Source organism: Xanthobacter autotrophicus ATCC 700552 (genome assembly GCF_043194565.1).
Lineage (GTDB): Bacteria > Pseudomonadota > Alphaproteobacteria > Rhizobiales > Xanthobacteraceae > Xanthobacter > Xanthobacter autotrophicus_F.
Genome location: NZ_JBAFVS010000025.1, coordinates 37,819 through 58,365, shown reverse-complemented (window position 1 = coordinate 58,365; position 20,547 = coordinate 37,819). Strand labels below are relative to the sequence as shown.

14 protein-coding genes are annotated in these 20,547 nt (G+C 67.6%); 7 read left to right on the top strand and 7 right to left on the bottom strand.

The window, feature by feature from the left end; translation table 11 throughout:
* Positions 1-156: 156 nt before the first annotated feature.
* Together V5F48_RS20555 and V5F48_RS20550 are read right to left on the bottom strand one after the other, a co-directional pair.
* Positions 157-933 (bottom strand): SDR family oxidoreductase, encoded by a 777-nt coding sequence (locus tag V5F48_RS20555; protein ID WP_394260172.1) that lies wholly within the window; start codon positions 931-933, stop codon positions 157-159.
* Positions 934-981: 48 nt separating this feature from the next.
* Positions 982-1,731, bottom strand: coding sequence for a GntR family transcriptional regulator (locus V5F48_RS20550; RefSeq protein WP_394260171.1), 750 nt, complete (start codon positions 1,729-1,731; stop codon positions 982-984).
* Positions 1,732-1,860: 129 nt separating this feature from the next.
* On the opposite strand from V5F48_RS20550, the gene V5F48_RS20545 reads away from it, so the two are divergent.
* From V5F48_RS20545 to V5F48_RS20515, 7 genes are all read left to right on the top strand, one after another.
* Positions 1,861-3,138: an ABC transporter substrate-binding protein gene (locus tag V5F48_RS20545; protein WP_394109718.1), complete on the top strand. Its 1,278-nt coding sequence runs from the start codon at positions 1,861-1,863 to the stop codon at positions 3,136-3,138.
* A gap of 460 nt (positions 3,139-3,598) precedes the next feature.
* On the top strand, positions 3,599-4,480 hold the full coding sequence (locus V5F48_RS20540; RefSeq protein WP_394109719.1) for a branched-chain amino acid ABC transporter permease: 882 nt from the start codon (positions 3,599-3,601) through the stop codon (positions 4,478-4,480).
* 7 nt (positions 4,481-4,487) lie between these two features.
* Positions 4,488-7,079 (top strand): branched-chain amino acid ABC transporter ATP-binding protein/permease, encoded by a 2,592-nt coding sequence (locus V5F48_RS20535; protein ID WP_394260170.1) that lies wholly within the window; start codon positions 4,488-4,490, stop codon positions 7,077-7,079.
* Positions 7,080-7,287: 208 nt separating this feature from the next.
* On the top strand, positions 7,288-8,235 hold the full coding sequence (locus tag V5F48_RS20530; protein ID WP_394260169.1) for a 3-hydroxyacyl-CoA dehydrogenase: 948 nt from the start codon (positions 7,288-7,290) through the stop codon (positions 8,233-8,235).
* 43 nt (positions 8,236-8,278) lie between these two features.
* Positions 8,279-9,244, top strand: coding sequence for a 3,5-dioxohexanoate:acetyl-CoA acetone transferase (gene kce, locus V5F48_RS20525; protein WP_394260168.1), 966 nt, complete (start codon positions 8,279-8,281; stop codon positions 9,242-9,244).
* 320 nt (positions 9,245-9,564) lie between these two features.
* Positions 9,565-13,782, top strand: coding sequence for an amino acid adenylation domain-containing protein (locus V5F48_RS20520; RefSeq protein ID WP_394260167.1), 4,218 nt, complete (start codon positions 9,565-9,567; stop codon positions 13,780-13,782).
* The gene (locus V5F48_RS20515) at positions 13,779-14,990 is read left to right on the top strand and encodes an MFS transporter (RefSeq protein WP_394260166.1); all 1,212 of its coding nucleotides are present in this window, start codon (positions 13,779-13,781) and stop codon (positions 14,988-14,990) included. Before V5F48_RS20520 ends, V5F48_RS20515 begins: the two co-directional genes overlap by 4 nt.
* Before the next feature lie 17 nt (positions 14,991-15,007).
* Here the strand turns inward: V5F48_RS20515 and V5F48_RS20510 are convergent, their stop codons facing one another.
* From V5F48_RS20510 to V5F48_RS20490, 5 genes are all read right to left on the bottom strand, one after another.
* Positions 15,008-15,508, bottom strand: coding sequence for a TIGR00645 family protein (locus V5F48_RS20510; RefSeq protein WP_394260165.1), 501 nt, complete (start codon positions 15,506-15,508; stop codon positions 15,008-15,010).
* 196 nt (positions 15,509-15,704) lie between these two features.
* Positions 15,705-16,592, bottom strand: coding sequence for a carbohydrate ABC transporter permease (locus V5F48_RS20505; RefSeq protein WP_394260164.1), 888 nt, complete (start codon positions 16,590-16,592; stop codon positions 15,705-15,707).
* Between the two features lie 119 nt (positions 16,593-16,711).
* The gene (locus tag V5F48_RS20500) at positions 16,712-17,563 is read right to left on the bottom strand and encodes a carbohydrate ABC transporter permease (protein ID WP_394109741.1); all 852 of its coding nucleotides are present in this window, start codon (positions 17,561-17,563) and stop codon (positions 16,712-16,714) included.
* A 339-nt stretch (positions 17,564-17,902) separates the two neighbouring features.
* Positions 17,903-19,216 carry an ABC transporter substrate-binding protein gene (locus V5F48_RS20495; protein ID WP_394260163.1) on the bottom strand — a complete coding sequence of 438 codons (1,314 nt, stop codon included), beginning with the start codon at positions 19,214-19,216 and terminating at the stop codon, positions 17,903-17,905.
* Between the two features lie 110 nt (positions 19,217-19,326).
* Positions 19,327-20,403: an ABC transporter ATP-binding protein gene (locus V5F48_RS20490; RefSeq protein ID WP_394109726.1), complete on the bottom strand. Its 1,077-nt coding sequence runs from the start codon at positions 20,401-20,403 to the stop codon at positions 19,327-19,329.
* Between the last annotated feature and the right edge of the window lie 144 nt (positions 20,404-20,547).

Here is a 20,547-nt window from a genome sequence, read left to right as displayed (position 1 = left end):
GCCGATATCCTCAGCGGAAGGCGTTGTCTCGTGGGGCCGCCCCCTCACCCCCAACCCCTCTCCCGCGAGGGGAGAGGGGAGGACCACCGTTCAAGGACCTTTCGCAGAGGTCTCGCCTGCTTGGAAGGGGGCAGGCCGGTCACGTCCCGGCGGCGGCTACACCAGCATCTGCAGGTCGCCATCCACCGCGATGGCCTGGCCGGAAATGCTGGAACCCAGCGGGGAGGCGAGGAACACCGCCACGTTGGCCAGATGCTGCGGCGGGATGAGGCGCTTCAGCGAGGTGGCGGACAGCGCCATGGCCTGCACATCCTCCATGGAGAGGTTGCGCTCGCGGGCCTTGTGCTCGAACACCGAGCGGATGCGGGGTCCATCCACCGAGCCGGGAAGGATGGCATTGGCGCGGATGCCGTATTCCCCCAGCTCCATGGCCAGCGACTTGATGAAGCCCACCACGCCCCATTTGGCCGCCGCATAGGGCGAGCGCAACGGAAAGCCGAAGCGTCCCGCCGCCGAGGCGAGGCCGATGATGGAAGGGTTGTCACTCTGCTTCAGGGCCGGCACGGCCAGCCGCGTCACGTTGAAGTGGCCAGTGATGTCCACCGCCAGCGTGCGGTCCCAGTCCTCGGGGGAGATCTGGTCGACGCGGCCGGTGGGGCCGGCGATGCCCGCATTGTTCACCAGCACGTCGAGCCCGCCGAGCCGGGCCAGAGCGCCATCCATGAAGCGTTGCACCGCCGCGCGGTCCGCCACGTCGCAGACGGAGCCGGTGATGCCGGGATCGGTCTGCGGCAAGGCATCGAGCGCCGCCTGGTCCACGTCGCACACCTCGATGCGCGCCCCCTCGCGGGCGAAGGCGCGGGCGATTTCGAGGCCGATGCCCCCGGCGCCCGCGGTGATGATCACGCGGATGCCGGTGATGCCGAGGTCCATGGCGTTTCTCCGTTGAAGTTGAGTTCTGGCTTTGCTGCGAAGGCCGCGTCAGTCCGGCAGGACCTCGCGGGAGAGGATGAAGTCGCCCGCGCTCCAGATATCGGCGATGAGGGCGGCTCGGGCCGCCTCCGGGTCCCGGCCCCTGAGGGCGGCCGCGATGGCGGCGTGGCGGATATGGGCCTCGCCCTGGCGCACGCGCTCCGGGCTGGCGCGGAAATCAAGGTTCAGCACCGGGCCGATCTGCAGCCAGAGCCCCTCGATCATCTGGAACAGGGTGGGCAGGTGGGCGGCGCGATAGAGGGCGAAGTGCAGGTCCTTGTTGTGGCGCATGGCGGCGGCGCCGTCCGGCTCCGGCTTGTCCCGCTCGGCGGCGAACAGGCGCTCGAAGCGCTCCACTTCCACGATCTCGGCTTCGCTCGCCTCGCGGACGGCGGTCTCGGTGGCGAGGCCTTCGAGGCTGCAGCGAATGAGGCGCAATTCCTTGAAGCGGGCGCGCGGCATCAGCGGCACGCGCACCGCCCGGTTGGGCAGCACTTCCAGAGCATTCTCGGCGACGAGGCGCGACACCGCCTCGCGCACCGGCATGGCGCTGGTGCCGATGGCACTCGCGAGGCCGCGCAAGGTGAAGCGCTCGCCCGGGGCGGCGCGGCCGGCCAGCAGGATCTCCTTGAGGTCGCCATAGACCTGGTCCGCCAGCGTGTGGCGCACGATGCGGCCCACGCGGGCGTCGAGGCCGGGGGGCGGTCCCTCCGTCCCGGTTTCCATATCCTCGTCCGCAGATGCCGTCTTGTGTTCCATGTTTCTCGTCTGCTATGTGTGATCACAGATAACAGATAGCCGAGCCTATCGGCAATCACCCGGTGCGGGTTGGACAGGGAAAATCCCGCCTCCGCAACACGCCGGTTCAAAAGGGAGGAGACCCACGCCGTGAAAGACACGTTACATCCCGCCTCTATTGCGTCCGTCCCGGTTGCCCGCCGCACCCTGCTGAAGGGCGTCGGCGCGGCTGCGCTGCTCGGCGGCGTCGGCATGCCCGCCATCGTGCGGGCGCAGGCCGACACCATCACGTTCGGCCATCTCACTCCGCTCACCGGCTTCCTCGGCCCGCTCGGCGCCTATGGGCAGATGGGCGTGCAACTCGCGGTGGAGGAGCTGAACGCCGCCGGTGGCATCAACGGCCGCAAGATCAACCTGGTGATGGAAGACAGCGTGAACCCGGCCACCGCCTCCTCCAAGGCGGAGCGCTACATCGAGCGCGACAAGGTTCCGGTGATCATCGGCGAGATTTCCTCCGCCTCGGCGCTGGCCATCTCCCAGGTGGCGGCGCGCAACAAGGTGGTATTCGTGAACACTGGCGGCAATTCGGACGCCCTGCGCGGCAAGGATTGCAACCGCTTCATGTTCCATGTGGAAGGCGCTAACACCCAATATGTGAAGGCGGTGGGCGCGGCCATGGTCCGCGACGGGCTGGTGAAGGGCAAGAAGCTGTTCTTCCTCACCGCCGACTACGCCTTCGGCCATGATCTTTCGCGCGTGGCCAAGCGCTACATCGCGGCCAATGGCGGCGAGGTGGTGGCCGACGAACTGGTGCCCACCGATGCCACCGATTTCTCGCCCTATCTGCTGAAGGTGCGGCAGGTGCGCCCGGACGTGGTGATCTCCAACCTCGCCGGAAACCAGATCACCAACTTCATCAAGCAGTATTCGGAATTTGGCCTCAAGTATCCGTTCGGCGGATTCGGCTTCGACACGGCGGTGGCCTGGGGCGCCGGCAAGGGCACCTTCGGCGGCCTCTGGCCCATGATCTGGCACCATGACGTCCCCACGCCCCAGTCCAAGGCCTTCGTCGCCGCCTTCGTGAAGAAGTTCGGCAAGCCGCCGGAGAACCAGGCCTGGGGCGATTATGTCGCCACCAAGTGCGTGGCCCGCGCCATGATCGAGACCAAGAGCACCACGGCGGCCGACCTCATCGGCTTCTTCGAGAAGGAGCCGGAGCTGGACATCCTGAAGGGGCGCAAGGGCTATTTCCGCGCCTGGGACCACCAGCTCATCCAGGAGATGTACACCGTCACCGCCCGGCCCGTGGCCGAGGTGAAGGACCAGTGGGACCTCATGATCCTCGGCCCGGCCGTGCCCGGCCCCGAGACCGCGCTCTCGGCCATCGCCCCGACCCCGGAAGAGAACGCCTGCACCTTCCCCGCCTGAGGGAAGCTGTCCCCTCCGCGGTGCCCGTCAGTTCCCTCCTCTCCCGTCCGAGGCCGGATGTTTCCGGCCTCGGTTCGTGGGAACCGAACTCGGTAACAGCCGAGTTCGCGCGGCCGGATGTTTCCGGCCTCGGTTCGTGGGAACCGAACTCGGTAACAGCCGAGTTCGCGCGGCCGGATATTTCCGGCCTCGGTTCGTGGGAACCGAACTCGGCAACAGCCGAGTTCGCGCGGCCGGATGTTTCCGGCCTCGGTTCGTGGGAACCGAACTCGGCAACAGCCGAGTTCAGGCGGGGGAGGGCCGGGGTGGGGGCCGCGTGCAGCGCGGACTGGCGCCGCCGCCATTCCGAACGTCGCGCGAGGCCATACGCCGCCCCCTCCCAACCCTCCCCCGCACGCGGGAGAGGGCCGTCTCCGGTCGTTGAAAATGCACCGTCCGCCTTAGGTGGAGTAAAGGCCCCATGCCCCTCGAACTCGTCTTCCTGATCGAGCAATTGCTCAACGGGCTGCTGGTGGGCGTCGCCTACCTGCTGATCGCCCTCGGCCTCTCGCTCATCTTCTCGCTGGGCGGCATCGTGAACCTCGCCCATGGCGGCTTCTATGCCATCGGCGCCTATATCGGCGTGGAGATCGGCAACCGCTTTGGCTTTCCCGCCGCCTTCGTGGCGGCGCCGCTGTCGGTGGCGGTCATCGGCATGGTCATCGAGCGCCTGCTGTTCTCGCGCTTCTACCGGGCCGATCCGATCCTGTCGCTGCTGCTCACCTTCGGCCTCGCCATGGTGATCGAGCAGGCATTGCGCATGACCTTCGGGGCGACGCCCATCCCCTTCGCCATCCCGGACTTCCTGAAGGGCCAGATCTTCGTCGGCGATTTCATCTATTCGCGCTATCGCCTCGCCATCCTCGCCGTCGCCGCCGCCGCCGTGCTGGGCCTGTGGCTGCTGCTCCAGCGCACCGCCTTCGGACGCGTGGTGCGGGCCGGCGTGCAGAACCCGGACATGGTGGGCGCGCTCGGCATCTCGCTGCGGCCCTATCTGACTGCCGTGGCGGCCATCGGCATCGGCCTTGCGGGGCTCGCCGGCATCATGCTGGCGCCCATCTCCGGCGTGCATCCGGCCATGGGTGCGGAAATCCTCACCGCCGCCTTCGTGGTGGTGGTCATCGGCGGGCTCGGCTCGTTCTGGGGCGTGGTGCTGGCGGGGCTGCTGGTGGGGCTGGTGCGCGGGCTCACCGTTTATTTCGTGCCACCGGCGGCCGAGGCCTCCATGTATCTGCTGATGCTGATGGTGCTGCTGCTGAGGCCGCGCGGCCTCTTCGGCGAGCGCATCCTGCGGTTCGAGTGAGGCGGCCATGCTCCAGCCCCCCACCTCCACCCTTCGCCCCGATCTGTCCGCCCATACGGGCAAAGGAGGCGCCATGCTCGCGCGCAACGCCAATCTGCTCGTCGCCGCGGCAAGCCTCATCGCGCTGCCGTCGGTACTGTCCGCCCTGGGCCTGACGCTGACCTCCGCCAGCGACGTGGTGCTCCTCGCCATGGCCTGCATGGCGCTGAACCTGCTCGTCGGCTACACCGGCCTCGTGTCCTTCGGCCATGGCGCGTGGTTCGGCCTCGGCGCCTATGCGGCGGCCCTGCTCCAGCATCACCTTCTGCCGGGATGGGGCGTGGTACTGGCACTGCCGGCGGCGCTGCTGGTGGCGCTGGCCGCCATTCCCATCGGCTTCGTGGTGCTGCGGCGGCGCGGCGTCTATTTCTCGCTGCTGACGCTGGCCTTCACCGCGCTATTGTTTTCCATCGCCTTCCGCTGGACCGACGTGACCGGCGGTGAGAACGGCATCGGCGGGGTGCGGCGGGGCACGCTGTTCGGCTTCGACCTGGAGACGGGGCCGGCCTTCTACGTGGTCGTCGCGGTGGTGATGTTCGTCGTGGTGTTCAAGCTGCAGCGCTTCGTGCGCTCGCCCATGGGCTCGGTGCTGGTGGCGATCCGCGAGAACGAACAGCGCGCGCGCTTCATCGGCTACGACACGCGGGCCTACAAGATCGCCTGCTTCACCCTCTCGGCGGCAGTCGCGGCGCTGGCCGGCGCGCTCATGACCTTCAACCATCGCTTCGCCTCGGCGGACCCCATCGCGGTGGCATTCTCCGGCGAGCTTCTGGCCATGGTGGTCATCGGCGGCATGCGCAGCTTCCTTGGGCCGGCGCTCGGGGCGCTGTTCTTCGTGCTGTTCCGCGAATTCCTCTCCATGTGGACGCCCAACTGGCTGTTTTACTTCGGCCTGCTGTTCATGGCCTTCATCGTGTTCTCGCCCACTGGCCTCGTGGGGGTGGCGGGTCGCCTGGTCGCGCCCCTGCGCCGGAAGCGCGTGGAGGACGCCGCCATGGGCCAGCGCACAGGGGCGCAGGTGCGCGCCCTGCCGGCCGGCCTCACCGCCCGCCCGCGCTGGGACCGGCCGGAGCCGGTGCTGGAGGCCAAGGGCCTCGTGCGCAGCTTCGGCGGCATCAAGGCGGTGCGCGAGGGCGCGGTGGCGGTGAAGGACCGCACGCTCCACGCCCTCATCGGGCCGAACGGCGCGGGCAAGACCACGGCCTTCAATCTCATCTCCGGCATGTTCGCCCCGCAGGCGGGGGAGATCCGCCTCGCCGGCGAGCGCATCGACGGGCTGCCGCCCAACGCCGTGTGCATGAAGGGCCTGTCGCGCTCGTTCCAGATCACCAATCTCTTCCCCACGCTGAGTGTGGAGGAAAACCTGCGCCTCGGCGTGCAGGCCACCCACAAGAGCCGGCTCGATCCCTGGCGGGATGCCGCCGCCATTCCCGAGATTGCCGCCGAGACCCGGGAGATGATGGACTTTCTCGGCGTCGCCGGCATGGAGAAGGCGGAGGCCGGCGCGCTCTCCTATGGCGGACAGCGGCTGCTCGACATGGGGCTCGCCCTCACCTCCCGCCCGCGGGTTCTGCTGCTGGACGAGCCTTTGGCCGGCCTTGCCGCCGCCGAACGCACGCGGGTGTCCAACCTCATCAAGCAGATCTCCGCGCAAGTGCCGGTGCTGCTGGTGGAGCACGACATCGACCGGGTGTTCGAGCTGGCCGATGCCGTCACCGTCATGGCCGATGGCGCCGTGCTGGTGGACGGCACGGTGGAGGACGCCCGGTCCAACAAAAAGGTGCAGGAGGTCTATATCGGCTCGGGCTCGGCGGCGCTGGCGGCGCGGGACCTGCAGTCGGCGGCCACCGACACCCCCATGCTGACGCTCTCCAAGGTGGATGCCTTCTACGGCAAGAGCCGCATCCTCACCGACGTGTCGCTGGAGGCCAAGGAGGGCGAGATCCTGGCCCTGCTCGGCCGCAACGGCGCCGGCAAGTCCACCTTGCTGAAGACCATCACCGGCATCGTGAAGCCGGCCTCGGGCTCCATCGTTCTGGCGGGGGATGAGTTGGCCGGGCTGTCCTCGGCCACCATCGCGCGGCGCGGCGTCGGCTACGTGCCGCAGGGCCGCGCCCTGTTCCACGGCATGAGCGTGCGCCACAATCTGGAACTCGGCCGGCTGAAGCGCATCACCGGGGCGGGCAAGCACTTTTCCGAAGACGAGGTGCTGGAGCTTTTCCCCCGCCTCAAGGTGCGCCTCGATACGGCGGCGGACCTGCTCTCCGGCGGCGAGCAGCAGATGGTGGCGGTGGCCCGCGCCCTCATGGGCGACACCCGTGTGCTGCTGCTGGACGAGCCGTTCGAGGGCCTGTCACCGGCGGTGACGGAAGAACTGTTCGACGCCTTCGACCGGCTGCGCCAATCGCTGACCCTCGTCATCGTGGACCACCATCTCGACGTGGTGCTGAACCTCGCCGACCGGGCGGTGGTGCTGGAGCGCGGGCAGGTGATGCACGAAGGCCCCGCCCGTCCGCTGGCCCGCGACCTCGATTTGAGGCGGCAGGTGCTGTGGCTGTGAGGGGCGGGCATATCGTGCACCGGCCGACTGCAGCGTCAGCGGAAGGAGAGCCGGGGCCCAGCGCAGGACTCCGCCGGAGGCGGCTCCTGCGCAAACGGCGGCAGATCACGCCGGCTTCGCCTTCCTTTTCCCCTGGGTCCCGGATCGGCGCTCCACCTGCGGTGTCGCTGGTCCGGGGCACGGGCTCTTTCGACCTGAAGAGGCTTCCATGACCAAGATCGCCATCATCGGCTCCGGCTTCATCGGCCGCGCCTGGGCCATCACCTTTGCCCGCGCCGGGTTCGACGTGGCGCTGGCCGACCACGCGCAGGGCGCGCCCGAGGCGGCCCTCGCCTATATCGAGGGCGTGCTGCCGGACCTTGCCGACAACGACCTGCTCAACGGCGCATCCCCGCAGGCCGTGCGCGCGCGGCTGTCGGCCGCCGCGTCCTACGCGCAGGCGCTGGATGGCGCCGCCCATGCGCAGGAGAACGCGCCGGAAGACCTCGCCATCAAGAAGTACCTCTATGAGGAACTCGATGCCCTCGCCGGCCCCGAAACGGTGCTTGCCTCCTCAACCTCGGCGCTCCTGCCGTCTTTGTTCTCGAAGCACCTGAAGGGCCGGGAGCGGGTGTGCGTGTGCCATCCCATCAACCCGCCCTATCTCATCCCCGCGGTGGAGGTGGTGCCGGCCCCCTGGACCAGCGCCGACACCATGACCCGCGCGGCGGACCTCATGCGTGCGGCGGGCCAGTCGCCCATCGTGATGAGACAAGAACTGGACGGCTTCGTCATGAACCGCATGCAGGGCGCGCTGCTGGAGGAGGCCTTCCGCCTCGTCGCGGACGGCTATGCCAGCGTGGAGGACGTGGACATCGGCATCCGCGAGGGCCTGGCGCTGCGCTGGTCCTTCATGGGGCCGTTCGAGACCATCGACCTCAATGCGCCGGGCGGCGTCGCCGACTATGTGGCGCGCTACCAGCAGATCTACGAGCGCATCTCACCGGACCAGTGGCGCCGCGTGGACTGGGCCGGGCCGGTGCTGGAAACCGTGCTCGCCGAGCGCCGCGCCCGCCTTCCCGAAGATGGGCTCGCCGAGCGCCAGGTGTGGCGCGACCGGCGGCTGATGGCGCTCGCCGCCCACAAGCGCAAGGCCGCCAAGGACATCGGCGCCTGACCGGCGCTCCCCTTTTCCCTATTTCCACAGAGGCTTGAACACCATGGCCGAGACCACGCCCGCCCCCAAGGCCCCCTCCACCGCGTCCCGCAAGGTGGTGATCACCTGCGCCATCACGGGGGCGATCCACACCCCCACCATGTCGCCCCATCTGCCCATCACCCCGGACGAGATCGTGACCGAGGCCCTTGCGGCGGCGGAGGCCGGCGCGGCCATCCTGCACCTGCACGCCCGCAACCCGGAGACCGGCCAGCCGGACCAGACGCCGGAAGGCTTCGCCCGCTTCCTGCCGCGCATCAAGCAGGCGACCAGCGCGGTCATCAACATCACGTCCGGCGGCAGCCCCTACATGAAGGTGGAAGAGCGCGTTCTGCCCGCCGCCACCTTCAAGCCGGAGGTGGCCTCCCTCAACATGGGCTCCATGAATTTCGGCCTGTTCCACCTCGCCGACAAGTACAAGGAGTTCAAGCACCCGTGGGAGAAGGCGCATCTGGAGAACACGCGCGACCTCGTCTTCCGCAACACCTTCAAGGATATCGAATACATCCTCTCCACCTGCTACGATAACGGCACCCGCTTTGAATTCGAATGCTACGACATCGGGCACCTCTACAATCTCGCCCATTTCCTCGACCGTGGGCTGGTGAAGCCGCCTCTGTTCGTGCAGTCGGTGTTCGGCCTTCTGGGCGGCATCGGCCCCCATCCGGAGGATGTGATGCACATGAAGCGCACCTGCGACCGGCTGTTCGGCGACAAGTATCGCTGGTCCGTGCTGGGGGCGGGGCGTAACCAGCTGCCCATCGCCGCCATGGCCGCTTCCATGGGCGGCAACATCCGCGTGGGGCTGGAAGATTCCCTGTGGGCCGGACGCGGCAAGCTGGCCACCTCCAACGCCGACCAGGTGAGACTGGCGGTGAAGATCATCGAGGGCCTGGGGCTTCAGGTCGCCTCCCCCGACGAGGCGCGGCAGATTCTGGAGCTGAAGGGCGCCGACAAGACCAGCATCTGACCTATACCAACGGCCCCGGTCTTTAACCGGTGCCGAGAGGGTTATCGCTCAGCGCCGCGCGGGCTTCTCCCTACGACCCATGAGCCAAGCTTATGGGTCGTAGGTGTTACCCCGGTGCCGGTCTCGACCGGCACCGGGCCGGCAGGCCGTGCCCGGCCGTCAAAGGCGCCGGATGGGACGCGGAACGCGAGCTTGGCCTCTTGATTGAAGGCCCATTTCCTGCCTCAATCCGGCCGCCCGCCGACCACCAGCCCGTCTCCAGCCCGTCTCCATGCCATCTCCGCGCGGCGGCGCCGCGCGCCAACATCGGGAACACCTCGATGAACGTCGCCACGGCCCCGATTCCGCTTGCCGTCGTCACCCAGCGCATCTGGCTGGAATGCAAGCGGGCGCCGGACAGCTCGGCTTATTTCGTGCCGTTCGTCTATCGCCTGAACCCCGATGTGGACCCCGACCGGCTGGAGCAGGCGCTGCGCGCGACCATCGCCGCGCATCCCGCCCTGCGCTCGGTGATCCGCGAGGTGGACGGCAAGCCCTATCAGGTGGTGCTGGACACTCCGGCGCGGGTGCTGGAGCGCTCCGACAGCTGGGACTGGGCCATCACCAGGCCGTTCGACGTGGAGAACGGGCCGCTGTTCCGGTTCGTGCTGTGCGGCGACATCTTCGTCCTCAACGGCAGCCACATGGTGCTCGACGGCGGCTCCATCATGCTGCTGATGGAGGAAGTCGGCGCCCGCTATCACGGCCAGGAGGTGCTTGAACCCGGCCCCGGCCCCGCGGCCTGGGACGCCCACGAGCGCGCCTATCTGGACAGCCCCGACCACGCGGCGGACCGGGCCTATTGGGTAGAGGCGCTGGCCCAGTCCGATTTCCACGCCGGCCTGCCGACGCGGCGCGAGAGCTATCAGGGCGAGAAGGACGGCAACCTTTATTTCTCGCTGCGCCTGCCGCAGATGAATGTGAGCCCGTTCATCACCACGCTGGCGCTGATCCAGGCGCTGATCCACCGCTACACCGAGCAGGAAATGGTGGCGGTGCTCTATCCCACGGACCTGCGCGGCAAGCCGTTCGCGCGCTCCATGGGCTCCTTCGTCAACACGCTGATCGCCACCGCGAGCTTCACGCCGGAGCTGACCTTCGCCCAATTGGTGCAACAGGTGCAGGAGCAGCGCCGCGCCACCCGCGAGCACGACCGCCTGTCGTTCCAGGAGGTCATCGCCGGCCTGCGCAAGGCGCGCCCGTCCGACGGCATCCAGTTGCCCAACGTCTCCGTCTCCTGGGCCAAGCCCCTGTGGCCGTTCGCGCTGGGCACGCCGCTGCCGCTGGAAACGGTGGATTGCCAGAACGACCTCCTGTTCCTCGCCTTCGCCGAGGGCGAGCGGCTGGACGTGCGGCTGCAATACCAGGCCGCCCAGTTCACCCGCCGCTTCGCCGAGGAACTGGCCGCCCACCTCTCGCTGCTGGCCGATGCGGTGAGCGCCCAGCCGGACGCGCCTTTGTCCAAGCTCAAGCTCGCCACCGAGGCGGAGGTGCAGCGGATCGAGACCGAGTGGACGCCGCCGCCCGCGCCCCGCACCGACCTGCAATTGCTGCACGACGCCTTCTCCGACTGGGCCGAGCGCCAGCCCGAGGCTCCCGCGCTGCTGATGCGCGAGCGGGTGGTGACCTATGGCGAGATGGAGCGCCTGACCAACCGCATCGCCCACGGGCTGCGCCGGCGGGGGGTGAAGCCCAACACCCTGGTGGCGGTGATGATGGAGAAGGGCTGGGAGCAGGCGGTGGCCTGCATGGCCATCCTGAAGGCCGGTGCCGGCTATCTGCCCATCAATGCCGCCTGGCCGCCCGAGCGCATGGACGCCGTGAACGCCCAGGGCGAGGTGGAGATCGTGCTGAGCCAGCAGCGGGTGCTGGACCGCCTCGGCCGCCCCGGCCTCGCGGTGGATGACGACGCCCTGTGGGCGGACGAGCCGGACAGCCGGCCGGCTTCCGTCAACGATATCGGCGACATCTGCTACGTGCTGTTCACCTCCGGCTCTACCGGCAAGCCGAAGGGCGTGACGCTGACCCATTTCAGCGTCATGAACAGCCTGCGCAACGCCAATGCGGAGCACGGCGTCGGGCCGGGCGACCGGTCGCTGCAGCTTTCGGACTTCAGCTTCGACCTCTCGGTCTACGACATCTTCGGCATGCTCTCGGCCGGCGCCGGCGTGGTGATCCCGGACGAGGACCGGCATCTGGAGCCGCCGCACTGGGTGGAGCTGGTGCGCCAGCATGAGGCCACCATCTGGCTCAGCGTGCCCATGTATGTGGACATGTGGGTGCAGTCGGGCGAGGCGCTGGCGTCCATCCGCGTGTTCATGATGGGCGGCGACAAGATCCCCACCGACCTGCCGGACCGCATGCGCCCGCTGGCCCCCGACGCGGTGATCTGGAGCATCGGCGGCCCCACCGAGACCTCCATCTTCTCCAACTGGTATCGCATCGGCGCGGTGGACCCGATCTGGACCACCATCCCCTACGGCCGGGCCATGCCCAACCAGAAGATGCTGGTGCTCGATCCCGGGCTCAACCCTTGCCCGCCCTTCATGCCGGGGCGGATCTTCATGGGCGGCGTCTGCCTCGCGCGCGGCTACTGGCACGACGGAGAGAAGACCGACGCGGCCTTCATCACCTATCCCGCCACCGGCGAGCGCATCTATTACACCGGCGACCTCGGTCGCTGGCTCCCCGACGGGCAGGTGGAGTTTCTGGGCCGGGCCGACTTCCAGGTGAAGGTCAACGGCTTCCGGGTGGAGCTGGGCGAGATCGAGGGCGCCATCGAGGCCCTGCCCGGCGTGAAGGCCGCCATCGTGGACGGGCAGGACCAGCCCAACCGCAAGGGCAAGTTCCTGGTGGCCTATGTGGTCTCGGAAGGCGCGCTGGATGCCGCCGAAATGCGGGCCGCCCTGCAGGACAAGCTGCCCTATTACATGATCCCGCGGGTGTTCGTGCCGCTGGAGCGCATCCCGCTCTCGGCCAACGGCAAGGTGGACCGCAAGGCGCTGCCCCGCCCCGACGTGGCGCAGATGCCGGGCGAATTACCCTATGTGCCGCCGCGCACCGAGACCGAGGCGGCGCTGGTGGATATCTGGCAGGCGGTGCTGAAGCACGAGCCCATCGGCATCCACGACAATTTCTACGCGCTGGGCGGCGATTCGCTGCTGGCGGTGCAACTGGGGATCAAGGCGCGGGAGGTGGGGCTGCCGCTCGATCCCACCGCGCTCCAGCGTACCCCCACCATCGCCGAACTGGTGCAGGGCCTTGCGCCGGTGCGGGCGGTGGAGGCGGGCGAGGCCACCGGCGACGAGCCGCTGTCGCCCATGCAGCGCTATTATTTCACCTGGGCGACGGAGCGGCCGCAGCAGTTCAACGTCTCCGCCGTGTTCCGCTGCGCGCTGGAGCCGGAGCGGCTGCGCGATGCCCTCAAGAAGCTGGTGGCCCACCACGACGCGCTGCGCCTCAGGTTCCATGACGGACGCCAATATTACGTGGAGACCGGCATCGAGGTGCCGCTGGAGTGCGCCGACATCCCGCTGGCCGATGTGGCCGCGCGGGCCGCGCAGATGCAGGAGACCATCGATATCGCGCAGGGCCCGATCATGCGCGCCGGCCTGTTCAGCACCGAAGAGGGCCAGCGCCTGGTGCTGATCTGCCACCATCTGGTCACCGACGGCCTCTCCTGGGGCGCGGTGGTGACGGACCTGCAGCGGGCCTATCTGGGCCAGCCGCTGGCACCGTCGGGCGGCACCTACAAGGCGTGGGTGGAAGGCCTCATAAGCTATGCCGCCACCCCCGAGGCCGAGGCGCAGCTGCCCTACTGGCTCGAACAGCAGGGCCCGACCTTCACGCCCGACAGCGACCAGCCCGGCGCCCGGCAGCGGGACATCGTGACCTTCCAGAGCGTGATGCTGGAGGAAACGCCGCACAATCCTTACGAGCGCGTCGCCGCCGCCCTGGTGGAGGCTTCCGGCCAGGATCGCCTGATGCTGCACGTGGTGGGCCACGGGCGCGAACATGTGGTGGAGGGGGTCGATCCCACCCGCATCTGCGGCTGGTTCACCACCCATACGCCCATCGTGCTCTCGGGCGGCCTTAAGGACGTGGCCGGGCAGCTGCATGCCATGCCCCGGCACGGCATCGCCCACGGCGCGCTGCGCGCCTATCATCCGCGCGGGGCGGAGCTGGCTGTGCAGGACCAGGTGAAGATCCTGTACAATTTCTTCGGCGAGACCTGGGATGCCAGCTTCCACGGCGCGGTGTTCGAGAAGCCGGAAGACGATCTGCTGTATCTCAAGAACCACGCCTTCGCCGACAACCCTGCGGACTTCTGGCTGTATCTGGTGGCCGTCATCCATGAGGGCAAGCTGCTGGTCCGGTTTCAGTATTCGTCCGTCAACTACAGGGAAGAGACGATCCGCGGCTTGGCCGACCGGATGCGGGAGAGCCTGAAGGCCCACCTCGAAGAACCTGTCGCCGCCCCGGTCGCCGCCCCGGCATGATTGCGCTTTATCTGCTGATCCTGGTGGATTCCATCAGCGCGACGGTCATCATCCCGCTGCTCGGCCCGCTGCTGATCGATCCGGCGACGCTGGTGTTTTTGCCGGATGCCTCGCTGCCCCTGCGCAATTTCGTCAGCGGGCTGCTGGTCGCGGCCTATGTCTTCCTGATGCTGTATATGGCGCCGGTGCTGGGGCGGCTGTCGGACCAGTGGGGTCGGCGGCCGGTGCTGCTGCTGTGCGGGGGCGGCGTGCTGCTGGGCAATCTTCTGGCCGGCCTCGCCATCGACCTGCACCTGCTGCCGCTGCTGTTCCTCGGCCGGCTCATCGGCGGCGCCACCGCCGCGGCCCAGCCCACGGCGCAGGCGGCGCTGGTGGATATGGGCACCAACAAGGCCCGGCTGCTGAGCTACAGCATGCTGTTCTCATCGCTCGGCTTCGTGCTCGGCCCGGTGGTGGCGTCCAGCCTGTCGACCATATCGTTCTCCGCGCCGGTGCACCTGTGCACGGCGCTGACGCTGGTCGCCCTGGTGCTGCTGTGGACCGGCTACCGGGAAGAGGACAAGCCCGGGCGCAAGGTCGACTGGTCCACCATCTCCATCTTCGAAGGCGTGCGCTGCTTCCGGGAGGCGGCGGGCGACAGGGCGGTGCGCGGCATCCTGGGCGGCTTCCTGCTGATGCAGGTGGCGTGGGGCAGCTTCTTCGTCTTCGTCTCGGTCTATCTGATGGAGGCGCCAAGGCTCGACATGAGCCTGCACCAGGTGGGCGCCTTCATGTCCATCATGGGAATCGGGTTCTGCATCTCCAACGCTCTGGTGCAGCCGGCCCTGTCCGAACGCTTCGGGATGCGCAGCCTGGCCGTGGCCGGGCTCGCCCTGAATGCGGTGACCATGGTGGCGTGCCTGATGCTGGGCTCGGCCTACCAGGCCTACGCGGCGGCGCTGATTGCCGGCATCACGGTCAACATCGCCTATCCTTCCATCGTCACCATGCTGTCGGATCGCGTGCCGGCGGACCGGCAGGGCTGGATCCTGGGCATGGTCGGTTCGGCGGCGGCCATGGGATGGGGGATTTCGTCGGTGATCTCGGGCGCCCTGGGCGGGCTGGGGCAGGCCCTGCCGGTGATGTTGGCGGCGGCGCTGATGGCGGGCGCCGCGCTGGCGATGACCGTGGCCGGCTCGGGCGGGACGCCAGCCGGATCGCCCGACTGAACGCGGCGGGGCGTGCTTTAATGCTTGTTGTTCGAGAGCTTGTCGGACCAGGCGAGGACGAGGCTCGACCCCACGAACACCACATGGATGATGACGAGCCACATCAGCGTGTTCTCGTTCATCCCCTTGTCAATGTTCATGAACGCCTTCAGCAACTGGATCGCGGAAATGGCGACGATGGAGGCGAGCAGCTTTTGCTTGAGGCCGGTGAAATCCACCCGCGTCATCCATTCCGGCCAGTCGGGGTGGCCTTCCGGGTCGATCTTGGAGACGAAGTTCTCGTAGCCGGAGAAGATGACGATCAGCACCAGATTGCCGGTCAGCGTCAGGTCCACCAAAGCGAGGATGCCGAGGATGGTATCGCTCTCGGTGGCGCCGGTGGCATGTAGCACGAAATGCAGCAGCTCGTTGCCGAACTTGAACAGCAGCACCAGCAGCGAGACGACGAGGCCGAGATAGAACGGCGCCATGATCCAGCGGCTGCGGAAAAGCACCGACTCGATCGCACGTTCCAGCATCGTCCCATCCCCTCCGTCCTGCCCTCAGGGGACCTCGACCCGAGGCCCCCCGCGGTGCCGCGTTGCAGCAAGTCCTAAAAGGGGTGCCACGGTCGCGGTCGAAGGGCAAGCGGGCAAAGCTTCGCAGGGGCGGCTTTGCCGACCGGGGGGACCCGCCGATGCCGACGTGGCCGGGGTCCCCCGCGGTGACGGGGTCCTATTCCTTCACCGCTCCGGTCATGGACGACACGTAGTAGTCCACGAAGAAGGAGTAGAGGATCACCACCGGCAGCGAGCCCAGCAGGGCGCCGGCCATCAGCGAACCCCATTCATACACGTCCGAGCGCACCAGCTCGGTGAGCACGCCCACCGGCACGGTCTTGTTCTCCGACGATTGGATGAAGGTGAGGGCGTAGATGAACTCGTTCCACGACAGGGTGAAGGAGAAGATGCCCGCCGAGATCAGCCCCGGCACCGAGAGCGGCAGCAGCACCTTGATGAGGATCTGCCAGCGCGAGGCCCCGTCCACCAGGGCGCATTCCTCCAGCTCGAACGGGATGGAGCGGAAATAGCCCATCAGCAGCCAGGTGGAGAACGGCACCAGGAAGGTGGGGTAGGTGAGGATCAGGGCGAGCTTGGTGTCGTAGATCCCCAGCCCGAAGATCATGATGGCGAGCGGGATGAACAGGATGGAGGGCGGCACCAGATAGGCGAGGAAGATGCCGAGCCCGACCCAGCGCGATCCGTTGAACCGCAGCCGCTCGATGGCATAGGCGGCGAACACCGAAGTCACCAGCGAGATGATGGTGGCCGCCACCGAGATGTAGATGGTGTTCCACAGCCAGCTTGGATAGGAGGTCTCGAACAGCAGATACTTGATGTGCTCCAGCGTCGGCTCCACCACCCAGAGCGGAGAGTAATTGTTGTAGTCGGTGAGCTGGTAGTTCGGTTTGATGGCCGTGATCGCCATCCAGTAGAACGGGAACAGCAGCACGAAGACGAACACGAGCAGCGGCAGGATGACCGTGACCAGCCGCCGGGGGAGGCTGTCGAGATAGCTCATGCCCGTGGAATTGTCGGTCATCTGTTCGGAAGCTTGGGTCATGGCTTAGGTCCTCGAAGCGCGGGCGGCGGCGGGACGGGCCAGCCGGGCGTCGTGAAGGCGGGCGGCATCCAAGCTGCCGTCATGGCCGCGGGTGAGCGCGGGGGATGCGGGCGTCGCCATCAGTCGGCTCCGCCCTGCTGCCACTTGCGGCGTTGCAGGCCGAAATAGCTGAACAGGATGGCGCCCAGCAGGAACGGGATCATCGCCACCGCGATGGCCGCGCCCTCGCCCAGCGAGCCGCCGGGAATGGCGCGCTGGAAGGAGAGGGTCGCCATCAGATGGGTGGAGTTCAGCGGCCCGCCGCGGGTCAGCACGTAGATCAGCTGGAAGTCGGTGAAGGTGAACAGCACCGAGAAGGTCATCACCACCGCGATGATCGGCGAGAGCATGGGCAGCGTGATGTAGCGGAAGCGCTGCCAGTTGGTGGCGCCATCCAGCGTCGCCGCCTCGTGGAGCGAGGGCGAGATGGTCTGCAGGCCGGCGAGCAGCGAGATGGCGACGAAGGGGATGCCGCGCCACACGTTGGCGGCGATCACCGAGGCGCGGGCGTTGCCCACGTCGCCGAGGAAGTTGATGGGTGTGGAGATCAGCCCCATCTTGATGAGCGCCCAGGAGATGATCGAGTACTGGCTGTCGAAGATCCACCAGAAGGCGATGGCCGAGAGCACGGTGGGCACCACCCACGGCAGCAGCACCACGGCGCGGAAGAAGGCCTTGAACGGCATGTTCTCGTTCAACAGCAGCGCCAGCCAGAGGCCGAGCGCGAACTTCAGGATCGAGGCCGCCACCGTGTAGAGAATGGTGTTGAACACCACCAGCCAGAACAGGCTGTCGCCCATGAGCGACGTGTAGTTCTCCAGGCCGATGAAGACGCCGGCGCTGCCGATCCGCGTGTCGGTGAAGCCGAGCCAGACGCCGAGCCCCAGCGGATAGGTGAGGAAGAACAGCAGGAACACGGCGGCCGGCAGCATGAAGAGGACGCCGATCACATGCCGGCCCTGGCCGATGCCGGCCCAGAAGGACCGCGATGGGGACGGCTCGGTCGCAGTGACGTTGGCCATGGAAGGGATCTCCGGATGGTCTTTGCTTCTGGCCGCTCCCCTTCGCGGGAAGGGGGACAGCGGCGCGGCTTTTGGCCAGCCGCCTCAGCGTTTCGGGGAAAGCCCTCTCCCGCTTGCGGGGGAGGGGTGGGAGGGGGCGAAACGGGACGCCCGCTCCCGCCTTGCCGCGTTTGCTCCCGGGGAACCGAAGCCGGAAAGATCCGGCTTCGGGCGGAAGACGCAGGCCGCCGAGGCGAATGGCCCCTCACATCAGCGGTAGATGCGCTCCGCGCGCTGCTGGGCGCGCTTGGCGGCTTCTTCCGGGGTGCGCTGGCCGGTGGAGGCTTCCGCCACCATGTCCACCACGATCCAGTCCGCCATGGCCGCCGCCGACTTCGGCCCGAGCGGACCGGCATAGCCGTTGGGCTGCAGGGTGTCGGAGGCCCTGGAATAGGCGGCGTGGATGGGCTTGGAGGTCCACACCGGGTTGCTGGCGAAGGACTTCAGCGTCTGGCAGCAATAGGCGCTCGCGCCGGTGAGCCAGGCGTTGTACTGCGGCGCGTCGAACATGAAGGACAAGTAGGCCTGCGCCGCCTTGGGATATTTGGTGTACTTGAAGATGCAGGCCTGCGTGGTCTGGTGCAGTTCCACCGATTTGCCCACCGGCCCGATGGGGAAGTTGGTGGACCGCATGTCCGCCGCCATGTCGGCGAGCTTGGGATCGTTGGCCGCCGCGTAATAGACCGACACGCCGTTCGCCGTCACCCCGAGGTCGCCGGCGATGAAGGCGCGGTTGTTGTTCACGTCGAGCCAGCTTTCGGTGCCGGGAATGAAGGTCTTGTACAGCTCTGCGGCGTAGCGCAGGCCGGCCACGGTCTCCGGCGAGTTGAGCACCACCTTGCCGGCCTCATTGACCATCTTGCCGCCATGGCTCCACAGGATCCAGTGGCAGTAATTGTTGCCGTCGCCGACCCCGTGGCCCAGCGTGAAGCCCATGGGGTGGTTGATGGCCTTGAGGGCCTTGCCCAGCTCCAGCAGGCCCTTGGTATCCTTCGGGAATTCGCTGAAGCCCGCCTGCTTCACCCAGCTGTCGCGATAGACCACCGCGTTGCCGATGGTGGCCAGCGGCAGGGCGACGAAGCGCTTGTTGACCTGGGCATAGACCTCGTTGCCCGGATAATAGCCGCCGTACTTCGCGGCAAGGCCCTGGGCCAGGTCGGTCACGTCGAGGAGCTTGTCGGGATATTGCTGGGCGTCGTCGAACCAGACCCAGACCATGTCGGGGCCGGAGCCCACGTTCGCGGCCACGGCGGCTTTCGGACGGATGTCCTCCCAGCTCTCCTTGTCGATGCGCACCTCGATGCCGGTGGCTTCGGTGAACTTCTTGGTGTTGGCGATCCAGGCGTCTTCCTCGCCCTTCACGAAGGGCGCCCAGCGCAGCAGGCGCAGGGAGGCGCCGGGTTCCGGCTCGAACTTGGGCATGGACTGGCCGAAGGCCTGCGTGCCGCCCAGAAAGGGCAGGGCCATGCTGCCGGCAGCGAGACCGGCACCGCCCATGAGCACGTCGCGTCTGGAAAGGGTCATGTGTCTTCCTCCCGTGAAGATCCGTTTGTTTTGGCGTGCGGCTGTTCTGATGCGGCCCTGGCGTTGTGAATTGGCGTCGCCGGGCCGTCTGTCCTGCACTCTGGAGTGTGTCAGAGGCGCTGGCCCGTGGCCTCGTCAAAAAGATGTGTGAGGCCGGGTTGCGGCGCGATGTGGATCACTTCGCCGGGGGCGAAGGACAGGCGTTCGCGGAACAGGCAGGTGATTTCCTGTCCGCGCTGGCCGGCCTCGCCGAGGCGGGCGACCACGAGGATTTCCGAGCCGGTGGGCTCGGTCACCACTACCGTCGCCGGCACGCCCTGGGGATCGAGCCGGATATGCTCGGGCCGCAGGCCGTAGACCACGCCCTGGCCGTCGGTCAGGCCGGGCGCGGCGGGCAGGGGCATCTCGATGCCGCTGTCCGTCACCAGCCGCGGGTCGGCGCCGAGGCGCACCTTGCCCTTGACGAAGTTCATGGAGGGCGAGCCGATGAAGCCGGCCACGAACTGGTTGGCGGGCTTGTCGTAGAGGTCGAGCGGGGCGCCGATCTGCTCCACGATGCCGTCATGCATCACCACGATCTTGTCGGCCATGGTCATGGCCTCGATCTGGTCGTGGGTGACGTAGACCGTGGTGGTCTTCAGCCGCTGGTGCAGCTCCTTGATCTCGGTGCGCATCTGCACGCGCAGCTGGGCGTCGAGGTTGGAGAGCGGCTCGTCGAACAGGAACACCTGCGGATCGCGCACGATGGCGCGGCCCATGGCGACGCGCTGGCGCTGGCCGCCGGAGAGCTGGCGGGGGTAGCGGTCGAGCAGCTTGGTCAGGTTGAGGATTTCCGCCGCGCGCTGGACCCGCGAATCGATCTCCGCCTGGGGCGCTTTGCGCAGCTTGAGGGAGAAGCCCATGTTGGCCCCCACGGTCATGTGGGGATAGAGCGCGTAGTTCTGGAACACCATTGCGATGTCCCGTTCCTTCGGCGGCATTTCGTTGATGACGCGGTTGCCGATGAGGATCTGGCCGCCGGTGATGTTCTCGAGTCCCGCGATCATCCGCAGGAGGGTGGACTTCCCGCAGCCGGAAGGCCCCACGAGCACCACGAATTCGCCGTCGCGAATGCTGACATCCACCCCATGGATGACCGCCGTCGCGCCATAGGCCTTCTTCACACCGCGAATGTCCACGGTCGCCATGCAGCGTCCTCTCCCTCGTGTTCGTCAGCGCGTCGGGCGGATATCGGTCCGCTTCAACGGCGCGCGTGATCTTCATTCTGTTTCTTGGGTCCCTTGGGGAACCTTACGCCCCTATCGTGGCGCGGCGCGATCATGGTGAAAGGC

Coding starts and splice junctions, on each gene's coding strand:
- V5F48_RS20555 (WP_394260172.1), bottom strand. CDS start 933: ATGGACCTCGGCATCACCGGCATCCGCGTGATCATCACCGCGGGCGCC.
- V5F48_RS20550 (WP_394260171.1), bottom strand. CDS start 1,731: ATGGAACACAAGACGGCATCTGCGGACGAGGATATGGAAACCGGGACG.
- V5F48_RS20540 (WP_394109719.1), top strand. CDS start 3,599: ATGCCCCTCGAACTCGTCTTCCTGATCGAGCAATTGCTCAACGGGCTG.
- V5F48_RS20535 (WP_394260170.1), top strand. CDS start 4,488: ATGCTCCAGCCCCCCACCTCCACCCTTCGCCCCGATCTGTCCGCCCAT.
- V5F48_RS20530 (WP_394260169.1), top strand. CDS start 7,288: ATGACCAAGATCGCCATCATCGGCTCCGGCTTCATCGGCCGCGCCTGG.
- kce (WP_394260168.1), top strand. CDS start 8,279: ATGGCCGAGACCACGCCCGCCCCCAAGGCCCCCTCCACCGCGTCCCGC.
- V5F48_RS20520 (WP_394260167.1), top strand. CDS start 9,565: ATGAACGTCGCCACGGCCCCGATTCCGCTTGCCGTCGTCACCCAGCGC.
- V5F48_RS20515 (WP_394260166.1), top strand. CDS start 13,779: ATGATTGCGCTTTATCTGCTGATCCTGGTGGATTCCATCAGCGCGACG.
- V5F48_RS20510 (WP_394260165.1), bottom strand. CDS start 15,508: ATGCTGGAACGTGCGATCGAGTCGGTGCTTTTCCGCAGCCGCTGGATC.
- V5F48_RS20505 (WP_394260164.1), bottom strand. CDS start 16,592: ATGACCCAAGCTTCCGAACAGATGACCGACAATTCCACGGGCATGAGC.
- V5F48_RS20500 (WP_394109741.1), bottom strand. CDS start 17,563: ATGCTGCCGGCCGCCGTGTTCCTGCTGTTCTTCCTCACCTATCCGCTG.
- V5F48_RS20495 (WP_394260163.1), bottom strand. CDS start 19,216: ATGACCCTTTCCAGACGCGACGTGCTCATGGGCGGTGCCGGTCTCGCT.
- V5F48_RS20490 (WP_394109726.1), bottom strand. CDS start 20,403: ATGGCGACCGTGGACATTCGCGGTGTGAAGAAGGCCTATGGCGCGACG.